Origin of the sequence: uncultured Jannaschia sp. (assembly GCF_947494055.1) — a bacterium.
Classification (GTDB): domain Bacteria; phylum Pseudomonadota; class Alphaproteobacteria; order Rhodobacterales; family Rhodobacteraceae; genus Jannaschia.
Window position 1 is genome coordinate 1 of the sequence record NZ_CANLTR010000006.1, and the last position, 12,379, is coordinate 12,379.

Below are 12,379 nucleotides of genomic sequence, written 5' to 3' on the forward strand. Positions count from 1 at the left end.
GGCCATGTCGGGATCGAACCAGATCGACAGCGAGCCCCGCTTCCGCAGTGAGGCGTCGTAGGCTGACCAATTCGTCGCGCGGTAGCGGCTCGGAGAAGAATTCGGCATGCGCCTGATCTAACCGTCAGGATTAATCACCTGAATCCCTCGCATCTTTGCGCAACAACGCCGTCCAGATGCACACTTCGCACTTCAAAAGCAGCAAGATAAACTGCACATTTTCAAGTCGGTGAAGCCGAAAACCTGCAAAAACGTTGAGGCCTGAGTTGAGGCAACAGAGTACAGGATCCGGTAAGGTATTGAGGCGAGTACCGGAATCGAACCGGTGTGCACGGATTTGCAATCCGCTGCGTAACCACTCCGCCAACTCGCCGCCGGGGATGGGCACGCTCTAGAGCCTGCGGGCAACACTCGCAAGCGGTCGCAGGACGCGCGCGGGGTTTCGCGTTGCGGCACGGGAGCGGACATGCTTTTTGGCCCTAGGCAGAACAGCACGACGGGTGCAGGCGACGATGGCGGCATCACAGGCTCTCCGGACGATGATGGTGGACACACAGGTCCGCCCCTCCGACGTCACGAAGTTTCCGATCATTTCGGCCATGCTCGACGTGCCGCGGGAGGCGTTCGTGCCGAGCAGCGCGCGGGAGGTAGCCTATATGGATGCGCCGCTGCCGCTGGGCGACGGGCGCGAGATGCCCGACGCGCGGGTCTTGGCCAAGATGCTCGACGCGCTCGACGTGAGACTCGAGGACGACGTGCTGATCCTCGGGGGCAATTACGGATATTCGGCTGCGATCCTATCGCGGATGGCGGATTCGGTGGTGATGATCGAGGCGGATGCGGCGATGGTCGCGGAGGCCGAGGCTGCGCTCGCCGCGATCGAAGCGCACAACGCCGTCGTCCTGCAGGGCGACCCGGCGGAGGGGTCCGTCAAGGCCGGGCCGTTCGACGTCATCCTGGTCGAGGGCGGGGTCGAGCGGATACCGGAGGCGATCACCGCGCAACTGCGCGAGGGTGGACGCATCGTGGCCGCCTTCCAGAGCGGCACGCTGGGCGAAGTGAGGGTAGGACGGATGATGGACGAACATATCGGATGGCGTTTCGCCTTCAACGCGGGCGCCCCGGTCCTCCCGGGCTTCGCCGCCGAACGCGGTTTCGCGTTCTGATGGCGGGCCGTCTGTTTCGCCGCCTCGCGCTCGGCACCGGTCTCGCCCTAGTCACGGCAATCCCACTGGCCGCCGAGACGCTCAGCGACACGCTCATCCAGGCCTACCGCACCTCGCCGCTCCTCGAGCAGCAGCGCTATCTGCTTCGCGCCACGGACGAGGACGTTGCCGTCGCCGTCGCCGCGCTGCGCCCCACCGTGAGCTTCCAGTCGAGCTACGGCAAGACCGTGACCTTCACCGACCGTCAGCGGGTTCGGCAGACCAACCCGCTCGACGGGGTACAGACCTCGATCAATGTCGGCGGGCGGGAGACGACCACGATCGGCGCTCTCTCGCTCGTGCTCGACTACGTGCTGGCAGACGGCGGACAGCGTCACCTGCGCATCGGTGCCGCGAAGGAAGCGGTAATCGGCGCACGGTTCAACCTGACGCAGGTCGAACAACAGGTCCTGCTCGATGCCGTGTCGGCCTATCTGAACCTGCGACTGGCGGTCCGCCTGGTCGACGTGCGGCAGACCAACGTGCGCCTGATCGACCAGCAGCTCAGCGCGACGCAGGACAGGTTCGAGGTCGGCGAGGTCACCCGGACCGACGTGGCGATCGCGCAGTCGCGCCTGGCCGCTGCCCGCTCGGCACTCGCCGCGGCGCGGGGACAGGTGGATATCGCGCGCGAGACATATCGTCTGGCCACCGGCACCCTGCCCGGCAGCACGCTGGCCGACCCGCCCCCGCCCCCGGCCCTGCCGCCGAGCGTCGAGCGCGCGCAGCAGCTTGCGTTGCAGATCCACCCGCTGGTTGCCGCCGCGCAGCACGACATCACCGCGCTGACCATTCTGGCGGAGGCACGGGCGGCTGATCGGCTTCCGACGGTATCGCTCCAGGCCAATGCCGGACGGCAATCGCCGGATACCGACTCGCTGAACCTCAGCCTGCGCGGAACCATGCCCGTCTATACCGGCGGTCAGTTGCCTGCCCTGCAACGTCAGGCCATCGCGCGGGCGCAGGCCGCGCGCGGCGATCTGGGCAACACCAGCCGCCAGATCGTCGAAGGCGTCGGTCGGGCCTATGCCGGGCTGGAAGTGGCCCGCGCGCAGATCACCGCGACGCAGGAAGGCGTGCGCGCGTCGGAACTGGCTTTCGAGGGCCTGCGCGAGGAGGCGACGCTGGGCGTTCGCACCACGCTCGACGTGCTCGACGCAGAGAACGATCTGCTCGTGGCGCGTACCGACCTGCTCACGGCGCAATCGGATGCGCAACTCGCGGTCTATCAAGTGCTCGCATCGATCGGCCTGCTGACGACGGAGCATCTAGGCCTGTCGGTGGAGCGCTACGACCCGTCGATCTATTACAGCGCGGCGGCGACTGCCCCGCAGGACACGACGCTGCGCCCGTCCGAACGCGGCGGCCGGCTTGACAGCGTCCTGCGGCGGTTCAACCGCAACTGACCCGGACGGGTGGCACCTTCGCCGCGGCGGACAGAGATACGGGTCACGATGCGGCGGCGCGCGACAGCCCGCCGCTAAGGGAGCGATCGGAGAGCACCATGGCGACGCGGGAGAGCAGCGACGACCTCGTCGCATCGGTGCGGAACCTGCTTGCGCAGGAGACCGCGCGAGAGACGAGCACCGATCCCGTAAGGCAGGGGGACGGGCCCACGCTCCTGCTGGCGGCGGAGCAACGCGTACGCAACGAGGACGAATCCGTCGCGGCGTCCGGGGACTGGGCACGCGCGGAACTTCCCGAGGACTATGCCGAAGACGCTGATTTCGAAGATGGCGGGCCCCTGCCCGCGGCGCCCGCGACGTCGAGTTCGCTCGCGGACCTGTCGGAGGAACCGACCGAGGACCCGGATCTGCGCAATCTCGTGACGGAGATCGTGCGGCAGGAACTCGCCGGTGAACTCGGCGAGCGTATCACCCGCAATGTCCGCAAGCTCGTCCGCCGTGAGATCGCGCGCGCCATGGCCGGAACCGATGCCGGTGGACCCCAAACCGGAAACGAAAAACCGCGCCGGTAGGTCCGGCGCGGTCTTGCGCGGCAGGTTCGACGATCAAGCGGCCTCGGCCGCCTCCGCCAGTTCAGCCGCGTGGCGACGCTCGCTCTCCTCGCGCGATAGCGCGACGGAGGTGCGGACCCCGCGACTGACGAATTCCATGAGTCCGGCGACGACACGCTCGTTCGGATCGATCCCGGCGCAGGAAAGAACTTCCCGCCCGTCGCGGGACCGCGCCCAGCGGGCGATCTGATCGGGTCCGTTGCCGAATTTCTTGTCGTCGGAGATGGCGTCGTCCAGCGCGGCCAGAACAACGGCGGCAAACAGCTTGCGCGCACGCTGCCCCTGTTCGAAATTGAACGCAGTTGCGTCGACGAAATCCGTCATACCGCTCTCTCCTTATTGCTCTTGCTTCTTCTCAGGTTCAGCGACCTAGCACGTGGAACCCCGATCCGTGCTATGCGATTCTGGAATACCCCATATGCCAATGCCGCATCTCGCGTTGTTCAGGATACAAGGTTCGGTGGTCGGGCCCGCTGCGACACGACAACATCTGGCCCTTGCCTCGTTTGTTTCAACCATGCGTCAACTTGTTGACACAATCCCGGTTCCCGGATCGGAGCCGTTTTGTCACCGATCGACGGCGTTCTGTACGCTTGCCCGAACCGACGGCAATGCGTAGAGCGCAGCGGACACACGCCTTCGGAGACCTCGCGCAATGCCCAAGATCAACGGCAACGAAATCCGCCCTGGCAACGTGCTGGAGCACGACGGCCATCTCTGGTCGGCGGTGAAGGTCGACCACGTGAAGCCCGGCAAGGGCGGCGCCTTCGCGCAGGTGGAGCTGCGGAACCTGCGCAACGGCTCCAAGCTCAACGAACGCTTCCGCTCCGCCGACAAGGTGGAACGCGTCCGGCTCGAACAGAAGGACCAGCAGTTCCTTTACGAGACTGACGGCCGTCTCGTCTTCATGGACACCGTCAGCTACGACCAGGTCGAGCTCGACGCGGAAATCCTGGGTGAGCGGCGGCCGTTCCTGCAGGATGGGATGATGGTGCAGGTCGAGTATTACGACGATGAGGCGCTGAACGCGACGCTTCCGCAGAAGGTGGTCTGCAAGATCGTCGAGACGGAACCGGTCGTGAAGGGCCAGACCGCCGCGAACAGCTTCAAGCCGGCGCTGCTCGACAACGGCGTCCGCGTGATGGTGCCGCCCTTCGTCGGCCAGGACGAGGACATCGTCGTCAACACCGAGACGATGGAATATTCCGAGCGCGCCTGAGCCGCGCTTGCCGGGCCCGATCGCCGCGCCTAGTCTCTGCGCCATGTGGCGTCTGATCCCCTTCGCCCTGCTCGCCGCCTGTGCCGAGCTGCCCCCTGTCGAGGACACGATCTCGACGGACGCGCGATTGCGGGCGAACCCGGTCCTCATGCCGCTCGACCCCCTTCTTGCGGAGGGCCGCAATCCTTCGCGCGCCGGGTCGGAGCAGGGAATCCTCTTGGCGCGCGGCGCGGCGCTCGGGCGCGCGACGATCGCCGTGCCCCGCACTGACGATCTCGACGTTCGCGCGCGTCGCCTGCGGGACCGGGCCGAGGCGCTTCGGGCGGCGGAGATCTGACGGCGTTGCGCCCCTGACCGTCACCGGCTAACCGGGCGCGGACCAGATTGCAGCCCGGAGACACCGCAGATGACCACACCTCTCCGCCTCGGCATCGCAGGGCTCGGCACCGTCGGCGTGGGCGTGGTGCGAATGGTCGAGGGCAATGCCGACCTGCTCGCCGCGCGCACCGGCCGGACGATCGCGATCACGGGCGTCTCCGCCCGGACCCGCGACCGCGCGCGCGGTGTCGACCTGTCGGGCTATGCCTGGGAGGACGATCCGGTCGCCCTTGCCCGGCGCGACGACGTCGATCTCTTCGTCGAACTGATGGGCGGCGCGGACGGCCCGGCCAAGGCCGCGACCGAGGCCGCGCTGGCAGCGGGCAAGCCCGTGGTGACGGCCAACAAGGCAATGCTGGCGATCCACGGCCAGGCGCTGGCCGAACTCGCGGAGGCGAACGGCGCGCCGCTGCGCTTCGAGGCGGCGGTCGCGGGCGGTATCCCCTGCATCAAGGCGCTGACCGAAGGGTTGGCAGGCAACCGGATCACCCGGGTCTCCGGCGTGATGAACGGCACCTGCAACTACATCCTGACGCGGATGGAAGCTGCGGGCCTGCCATACGACGAAGTGTTCGAGGAGGCGCGCGCGCTGGGCTATCTCGAGGCCGACCCGACGCTCGACGTGGGCGGGATCGATGCATCGCACAAGCTCGCCATCCTCTCGGCCATCGCCTTCGGGACGCGGGTGGACTTCGCCGGCGTCCGGATCCAGGGGATCGAGCGCGTCTCCATCGATGACATCCACCGCGCCCGCGACATGGGCTACCGCATCAAGCTGCTGGGCGAGGCGCGGGCGACGCCGGAGGGGATCGAGCAGTCGATGCGCCCGACACTGGTGCCCGCCGACAGCCCGCTGGGACAGCTCGAGGGCGGCACGAACATGGTGGTGATCGAGGGGGATGCCGTGGGCCAGATCGTCCTGCGCGGCGCCGGCGCCGGCGAGGGCCCGACCGCCTCCGCCGTGCTGGGCGACATCTGCGACGTCACGCGGGGGCTCGACAGGCCCACCTTCGGCCAGCCCGCGACGACACTCGCGAAAGCCGCCCGTGCGTCCGCCGCCACGGGCTGCGCGCATTACCTGCGGATGGTGCTCCGCGACGAGCCCGGCGCTCTGGCGCGCGTGGCCACGGCGCTCGGACGGGCCGGCATCTCGATCGACCGGATGCGGCAATACGATCACCCGGGCGACGACGCGCCGGTTCTCATCGTCACCCATCCCTGCGCGCCCGCCGATCTCGCCGCCGCGCTGGAGGATGTGAAGGGCACGGATGTCGTCCGGGGCGAACCGGTCGCGCTGCAGATCCAGACGCCCTGACGGGACGGGCGGCTTGATTAGCTGCGCCCTGCCGCCTAAGCCACCGGCAACGCCATCTCGCGAGGACCCCCGATGCCCAAGATCGACTTCAACGACCGGATGCTGTCCCTCGGGCTCGCACGGGTCTCCGAGGCCGCCGCCCTCGCCTCAGCCCGCCTGATCGGCCGGGGCGACGAGAAGGCCGCGGACCAGGCCGCGGTCAACGCGATGCGGGATCAGCTCAACCTGCTCGACATCGCGGGAACGGTGGTGATCGGCGAGGGCGAGCGCGACGAGGCGCCGATGCTCTATATCGGCGAGGAGGTCGGCACCGGAAACGGCCCGGAGGTCGACATCGCGCTCGATCCGCTCGAGGGCACGACGCTGACCGCCAAGGACATGCCGAACGCGCTGACGGTGATCGCGATGGGGCCGCGCGGCTCGATGCTGCACGCGCCGGACGTCTACATGGACAAGCTCGCCATCGGCCCCGGCTACCGCAACGGCGTCGTCACGATGGACATGTCGCCGGCGGAGCGCGTGAACGCGCTGGCCGCCGCCAAGGGCTGCTCCACGCAGGACATCACCGTCTGTGTGCTGGAGCGGCCGCGCCACGAGGAGATGCTGGCCGAAATCCGCGGCACCGGCGCCGCGGTCCGCCTCATCACCGACGGCGACGTGGCCGGCATCATCCACTGCGCGGAGGCCGCGACGACCGGCATCGACATGTACATGGGCTCGGGCGGGGCGCCGGAGGGCGTGCTGGCCGCCGCGGCGCTCAAATGCATGGGTGGGCAGATGTACGGCCGTCTGACCTTCCGTAACGATGACGAGCGGGGGCGCGCGACAAAGGCCGGAATCACCAATCTCGACCGCGTCTACACGCGCGACGATCTCGTGACCGACGACGTGATCTTCGCCGCGACGGGCGTCACGGACGGCTCGATCCTCTCGGGCATCAAGCGCGAAGTCGGCTACCTGACGGCGGAGACCATCCTGATGCGGTCCAAGACCGGGTCCGTCCGCCGCATGGTCTATCGCAACCCGACCTGAGATGGGCTGGCTCGGCGTCACCGCCTCGGCCACGGGGCGACGCTGGGTCGGGCCCGACGCCGCCGAGGACCGCGCGGCGGAGGCCATCGCGCAATCGGGCCTGCCCCTCGCCGTAGCCCGACATCTGGCGCGTCGCGGCGTCGACACTGGAACCGCTGCGGCGTTCCTCGACCCGAAGCTGCGCGACCTGCTGCCCGACCCCCTGTCGCTGCGCGACATGGGACCCGCCGCCGCGCGCCTTTCCGGCGCGGCGGATCGCGGCGAACGCATCGCCATCTTCGCCGATTACGACGTCGACGGCGCGGCCTCCGCGGCGCTCCTCGTCTGGTGGCTCCGCGCACTCGGGCGCGAAGTGACGCTCTACGTCCCCGACCGGATCGAGGAGGGCTACGGGCCGAACGCTCCCGCCATCGCCCGGCTCGTGCAGGCGCACGACCTGATCGTCTGCGTCGATTGCGGCACCGTGAGCCACGACGCCCTTGCCGTTGCCGAAGGACAGGCCGACGTGATCGTGCTCGATCACCATCTGGGGGGCGAGACGCTGCCCCCTGCCCTCGCCGTCGTGAACCCGAACCGGATGGACGAAACCGGCGAGCTCGCGCATCTCTGTGCCGCGACGGTCGTCTTCCTCTGCCTCGTCGAGGCCAACCGGCAGCGTCGCGCGGCGGGGCACGCGACGCCCGACCTGATAGCGATGCTCGACCTCGTGGCGCTGGCGACCGTCGCCGACGTCGCACCGCTCCTCGGGATCAATCGCGCGCTGGTCCGGCAGGGGCTCCTCGTCCTGCGCGGCCGCGCCCGGCCGGGCCTGCGGGCGCTCGCCGATGCCGCCCGGATGGACGGGCCGCCGACGGCCTACCATCTGGGCTACCTGCTCGGTCCCCGGATCAACGCCGGCGGGCGAATCGGCGCCGCGGATCTCGGCGCGCGGCTGCTCTCGACCACGTCGGATGCCGAGGCCGGCGCGCTGGCCGAGCGGCTCGACACGCTCAACGCCGAGCGCCGCGCGATCGAGGCGCAGGTGACGCAAGCGGCGATGGCGCAGGCCGAGGCGCAGGCGAACGGTCCCCTCGTCTGGGCGGCGGGCGAGGGCTGGCATCCAGGCGTCGTCGGCATCGTCGCCTCCCGCCTGAAGGAGGCGCTCAACCGCCCCGCCGTCGTGATCGGCCTGCGCGCGGACGGGACCGGACAGGGCTCGGCCCGCTCCGTCGCCGGGGTGGATCTGGGGGCCTCGATACAGCGTCTGGCGGCGGAGGGCTGGCTCCTGAAGGGCGGCGGCCACCGCATGGCGGCAGGCCTCACGGTGGAGGCCGGCAGGATCGAGGGCGCGATGGCCCGGCTCGGCGAGTTGTTGGCCCAACAGGGCGCGGGCGCGGCGGGCCCGCGGGACCTGCGCGTCGACGGCACCCTTATGCCGGGCGCTGCGACGCGCGAGCTGGTCGGCCAGCTCGAGGCCGCCGGGCCGTTCGGCCAGAGCGCGTCCGCTCCGCGCTTCGCGTTCCCCGCCCTGCGTGCCGCGCAGTCCCGCGCCGTCGGCGACGGGCATCTGAAGGTGACCTTCACCGACGGCGGGCCGCTCCGCCTCGACGCGATCGCGTTCCGCGCCGGTGCCAGTGGCCTGACCGAGGCGATCGAACGCGCCGCAGGCGCGCCGCTCCACGTCGCCGGCCGACTCGAACTCAACCGCTGGAAGGGCCGCGAGACCGTGCAGCTCAACCTTGAGGATGTCGCACGGCCGGAGACGTGACGCCCGCCCCGGATTTTCCCTTAAAATCCGCTTGCGACCGCAGGATCCCTCGCCTAAACACCCCTCACGCCGGATCACGGCCCGTTCGTCTATCGGTTAGGACGCCAGGTTTTCAACCTGGAAAGAGGGGTTCGATTCCCCTACGGGCTGCCAATTCCCCTTGTGGCATTGTCGATGCTGTCGGTCACAGTTGAGTCCAGGGCATGTACAGGCGCGACTTCTCTCGGGAACTGCCGTGCCGTCAGACGGGCCGCGGTGCGTCGCTCACGCGGCGCCCGGCGATCGTCGGAACCGCGACCGTATGGCGCGCGCGACCGCAGCGCTTCGACTCGTAGAGCGCCCTGTCGGCATCGGATACGAGGCGCCTGGTATCGAGCTTGTCGTAGAAGTTCGACATGGTGATACCGATGCTGCCCGAAATGCGGCAGGCATGGCCTTGCCAGTCGATCGGCTTTTCCAGACGTCCGATGATGCGGGCCGCGATCCGGCGCATGATCTCGACCTCGGTGCAATCGGCGAAGACGAGCATGAACTCGTCACCGCCCGTCCGCGCGACCATGTCGTCCCGCCGCACCTCAGCGCGGAGGATGCGGGCAACTTCCTCCAGCACGTGATCGCCGGCCGCGTGGCCCAGCGAATCGTTGATCGACTTGAAGAAGTCCAGATCGAGATGCATTAGTCCGAACGGCTGCTTCCGACTGTCCGCTAGGCGCGCGAGATACACGTCCATCGCCCGGCGGTTGCGCAGACCGGTCAGCTTGTCCGTCGCCGCCTCCTCCTCGGCGGTCCGACGTGCCTGTTCCAGGCGGTCGCTCAGCCGTTCGAACTCGGTCAGGACGACGTCGTGGGCTTCCTTCAGGAACAGCAGGTCGACCGTCGGATCGACTTCCGAGAAGTCCTGCGCGGTCAGACGGTGGCGGCGCAAGGCCTCCCCCGGATCGGCGCTGAAGGACAGGTTGAGCAGTATCCGCCCCTCGGCGAGCGGAAACGCCATGCAGCGCAAACGGGTCGCGCGCTCGTCCGCACCGATCCGCGTCTCGCGCAGGAGTTCGACCTTGAGACGCCGGTCTGTCCGGTCCCGAAGGGCATCCATATCCGCGGCAAAATTCGGCGAGACGAATCGCAGCACGTCGGCGATCCCGTCATCCGCGCCCATCGGCGCGATCCGCGCGAGCGTCGCACCCGCGTGACTGACCCTGCCATCCGCCTCGAGGAGGAGCATCATCGGCATTGCCTTGGCGAGGACGGATGGATCGATGCCGATCATCCTCAGGTCACCCCGCCCAAGGTGAATTCGCGCGGCGCGTGGAAAGCGTGTTCGATGACCTGCACCGTCACCTGATCGGTCCAGCCGTCGCCTTTGGGCCGGGACCGGTCGGCGTCGATCAGGACGAGGGCGCCGTAATCGTCGGCCATCGCGCGCAGGCTTCCGGTCAGGACAGCGCCCGCGCCCGGAAACGACCATTGCGACGTCACGTGGAAGATCCCCGGATCCGGCTCGGCGATCTCGAAATGCGGCAGATCGATTCCCGGCAGCGCCATGCGCGCGCGGTCGTGGAGCTCGTCGAGCGAGTAGAGGAGATCCACGAATGTCCGGCCCGAGAACCGGATCAGGCGTCGGACCTGCTCCAGCGGGGGATGGGTACAGATCCAATGGCCGATATCCTCGAAGATGACCATGATCGGGCGATTCAGGCGTTCGCCCGAGGCATCCATGAGCCGGAGCATGAGGGCCGCATCGTAGTTCCGCAACGCTTCGAAACGACCGTACGGGGCGTCGGCGTCACGGCGGATCTGTGACCAGATCTGAGGGCCGTGCTGATCGATCACGAACTCCTCGAGCGTCTTGCAGATCAAACCGTGCATTCCGACCTCCGATCCGGATCCAATGCATCGCGGTTTCAACCAGCCAATCCTGAAGATCGCGTTACGTTTCGGGGATCGGCACGCCCTGTGTCGCGAGCCATTGCGGCAAATGCGTCACGTCCGGCAGGACGGCCTCCGCGTGTTCGGCGAGTCGCGTTCGATCGAGCGTTCCGGTCAGGACGGCGACGGCGCGCAATCCCGCGCCGCGTGCCGCGGCCATGTCGGTGAGTCCGTCGCCGACCAGCACGACCGTCTCCCGCTTCAGGCCCAGTTCGTCGGCGAAGGCGGCGGCCCCGGCCGGGTCCGGCTTGGCGCCGTAGCCGCTGTCGCAGCCGATGATGCGGTCGAGATGGGGGGCAAGCTGCAAGCGCGAGAGCTGGGCCTGCGCCTCCGCCGCGTCGGCATTGGTAAGCACCCCGAGCGCGAGACCCGCCCGCTTGAGGCGTCCCAAAAGGTCCGCCAGGCCCGGCACCGCAACCTGTTCGACCGCTGCCTGTCGCGGCGCAAGCCACGCGGCGAGCCGGTCGGCCGGCCATCCTATGCGTTTGCCCACGGCCCGGGCCACGGTGTCGCCCGTCGCCGTGACGAACAGCCCGTCCGCCGCGATCCGCCCCCCTTGCAGGTCGTAGCCATAGGATTCCGCGATTTCCGCCGGATCGGCGCCCGAGGCACGGGCCAGGGCATAGATCGTCTCCGGCATCCACGCTTCCCAGGTCGCGCGGAAATCGGTGAGTGTGCCGTCCTTGTCGAACAGGATCGCGCGGATCATCGCTCGGGCATCAATCCAGCCGCAGCGCGCCGACGATGGGCCCCGGCTTGCCGTCGACAAGTTCCTGCGCGAGTACGGCCTGCGCCAGCCCGTCCTCGGGTTCGGGCACGCTGACGGTCGTCTCCGATCCGTCCCATTCCTGCAGGACGCTCCAGGATTCGACGATGTTGTGGTAGGTCATGTCGTGACCGGCATTCTCGCCCCGCAGGATATGGACGGACGAGGTCGGACGGTAGGTCGCGAGGATCAGGACGCCCGACGCGTCGCTCGGCCCCGCGGTCACGGCGCGGGTTCCGTCGGATGCCGGGCGTAGGACGTCGCCGGTCCGGTCGGCATGCTTCATCACCAGTTCCGCCAGCGCCATGCCCGATGGACCCGCGACCTGGTCGACCCCGCCCACGACGAAATGCGGCGTGTAGACGACGCTCGACCCGGCGACGGCGGCATAGGCGCGCTGCCGGTCGACATAGGCCGGCTCGGCGAAGGTATCGGCCCAGCCGATCCAGTCCCAGTAATCGACATGCAGCGAGAGCGCGATGACGTCGTCGCGATCCGCGAGCTCGCCCAGCATCTCGTCGGCCGGCGGGCAGGCCGAGCAGCCCTGCGAGGTGAAGAGCTCGACGACGACCGGATCGGCGGCCGCGGGCAAGGTCGTGCAGGCGAACAGGGCGGCGGAAAGGACGGCGCGCATCGGCAGGCTCCGGTCGAGTGGTCCGTCCGGTCTAGCGATGTCGGGCCGCACCGGCCATGCACGGGGCCGTCACAAGATCGCGAAGGTGCGTGACAGCCACAGGACGCCGCCGCCCGACGTTCCACGAAAACGGCCCCCGA

At 68.8% G+C, this 12,379-nt stretch carries 13 protein-coding genes, 2 tRNA genes and 1 pseudogene; 9 read left to right on the forward strand and 7 right to left on the reverse strand.

The window, feature by feature from the left end; translation table 11 throughout:
* Together Q1A87_RS07730 and Q1A87_RS07735 are read right to left on the reverse strand one after the other, a co-directional pair.
* Window positions 1-108: pseudogene (locus Q1A87_RS07730) on the reverse strand (IS5/IS1182 family transposase); the annotation flags it as partial.
* A gap of 194 nt (window positions 109-302) precedes the next feature.
* A tRNA-Cys gene (locus tag Q1A87_RS07735) sits at window positions 303-373 on the reverse strand.
* Between the two features lie 169 nt (window positions 374-542).
* Here Q1A87_RS07735 and Q1A87_RS07740 point away from each other — a divergent pair.
* The 3 genes from Q1A87_RS07740 to Q1A87_RS07750 all read left to right on the forward strand — a co-directional run bounded on the left by Q1A87_RS07740 (window position 543) and on the right by Q1A87_RS07750 (window position 3,183).
* On the forward strand, window positions 543-1,166 hold the full coding sequence (locus tag Q1A87_RS07740; RefSeq protein ID WP_299649267.1) for a protein-L-isoaspartate O-methyltransferase: 624 nt from the start codon (window positions 543-545) through the stop codon (window positions 1,164-1,166).
* Complete coding sequence (locus Q1A87_RS07745) at window positions 1,166-2,611, forward strand: TolC family outer membrane protein (RefSeq protein WP_299649270.1); 1,446 nt, start codon at window positions 1,166-1,168, stop codon at window positions 2,609-2,611. Before Q1A87_RS07740 ends, Q1A87_RS07745 begins: the two co-directional genes overlap by 1 nt.
* A gap of 98 nt (window positions 2,612-2,709) precedes the next feature.
* Window positions 2,710-3,183: a hypothetical protein gene (locus Q1A87_RS07750; RefSeq protein ID WP_299649274.1), complete on the forward strand. Its 474-nt coding sequence runs from the start codon at window positions 2,710-2,712 to the stop codon at window positions 3,181-3,183.
* A 33-nt stretch (window positions 3,184-3,216) separates the two neighbouring features.
* Here the strand turns inward: Q1A87_RS07750 and Q1A87_RS07755 are convergent, their stop codons facing one another.
* Window positions 3,217-3,546 (reverse strand): DUF6280 family protein, encoded by a 330-nt coding sequence (locus Q1A87_RS07755; RefSeq protein ID WP_299649277.1) that lies wholly within the window; start codon window positions 3,544-3,546, stop codon window positions 3,217-3,219.
* A 331-nt stretch (window positions 3,547-3,877) separates the two neighbouring features.
* Here Q1A87_RS07755 and efp point away from each other — a divergent pair, with 331 nt between their 5' ends.
* The 6 genes from efp (at window position 3,878) to Q1A87_RS07785 (ending at window position 9,066) form a co-directional block, all read left to right on the forward strand.
* Window positions 3,878-4,441 carry an elongation factor P gene (gene efp, locus Q1A87_RS07760; RefSeq protein ID WP_299649280.1) on the forward strand — a complete coding sequence of 188 codons (564 nt, stop codon included), beginning with the start codon at window positions 3,878-3,880 and terminating at the stop codon, window positions 4,439-4,441.
* 7 nt (window positions 4,442-4,448) lie between these two features.
* Entirely contained in the window at window positions 4,449-4,778 is a 330-nt protein-coding gene (locus tag Q1A87_RS07765; RefSeq protein WP_299649283.1) for a hypothetical protein, read from the forward strand.
* 69 nt (window positions 4,779-4,847) lie between these two features.
* Window positions 4,848-6,134: a homoserine dehydrogenase gene (locus Q1A87_RS07770; RefSeq protein WP_299649286.1), complete on the forward strand. Its 1,287-nt coding sequence runs from the start codon at window positions 4,848-4,850 to the stop codon at window positions 6,132-6,134.
* A gap of 72 nt (window positions 6,135-6,206) precedes the next feature.
* Entirely contained in the window at window positions 6,207-7,166 is a 960-nt protein-coding gene (gene glpX / locus Q1A87_RS07775; protein WP_299649289.1) for a class II fructose-bisphosphatase, read from the forward strand.
* A gap of 1 nt (window position 7,167) precedes the next feature.
* Window positions 7,168-8,913 (forward strand): single-stranded-DNA-specific exonuclease RecJ, encoded by a 1,746-nt coding sequence (gene recJ / locus Q1A87_RS07780; protein ID WP_299649292.1) that lies wholly within the window; start codon window positions 7,168-7,170, stop codon window positions 8,911-8,913.
* Between the two features lie 78 nt (window positions 8,914-8,991).
* Window positions 8,992-9,066 (forward strand) — tRNA-Glu (locus Q1A87_RS07785).
* Window positions 9,067-9,154: 88 nt separating this feature from the next.
* On the opposite strand, the gene Q1A87_RS07790 is transcribed toward Q1A87_RS07785, so the two are convergent.
* The 4 genes from Q1A87_RS07790 to Q1A87_RS07805 all read right to left on the reverse strand — a co-directional run bounded on the left by Q1A87_RS07790 (window position 9,155) and on the right by Q1A87_RS07805 (window position 12,239).
* The gene (locus Q1A87_RS07790) at window positions 9,155-10,180 is read right to left on the reverse strand and encodes a GGDEF domain-containing protein (RefSeq protein ID WP_299649296.1); all 1,026 of its coding nucleotides are present in this window, start codon (window positions 10,178-10,180) and stop codon (window positions 9,155-9,157) included.
* Window positions 10,181-10,182: 2 nt separating this feature from the next.
* Complete coding sequence (locus tag Q1A87_RS07795) at window positions 10,183-10,779, reverse strand: heme NO-binding domain-containing protein (RefSeq protein WP_299649299.1); 597 nt, start codon at window positions 10,777-10,779, stop codon at window positions 10,183-10,185.
* Between the two features lie 61 nt (window positions 10,780-10,840).
* Window positions 10,841-11,548 carry an HAD family hydrolase gene (locus Q1A87_RS07800; RefSeq protein ID WP_299649302.1) on the reverse strand — a complete coding sequence of 236 codons (708 nt, stop codon included), beginning with the start codon at window positions 11,546-11,548 and terminating at the stop codon, window positions 10,841-10,843.
* A gap of 10 nt (window positions 11,549-11,558) precedes the next feature.
* On the reverse strand, window positions 11,559-12,239 hold the full coding sequence (locus Q1A87_RS07805; RefSeq protein ID WP_299649305.1) for a DUF1223 domain-containing protein: 681 nt from the start codon (window positions 12,237-12,239) through the stop codon (window positions 11,559-11,561).
* Window positions 12,240-12,379: the final 140 nt, after the last annotated feature.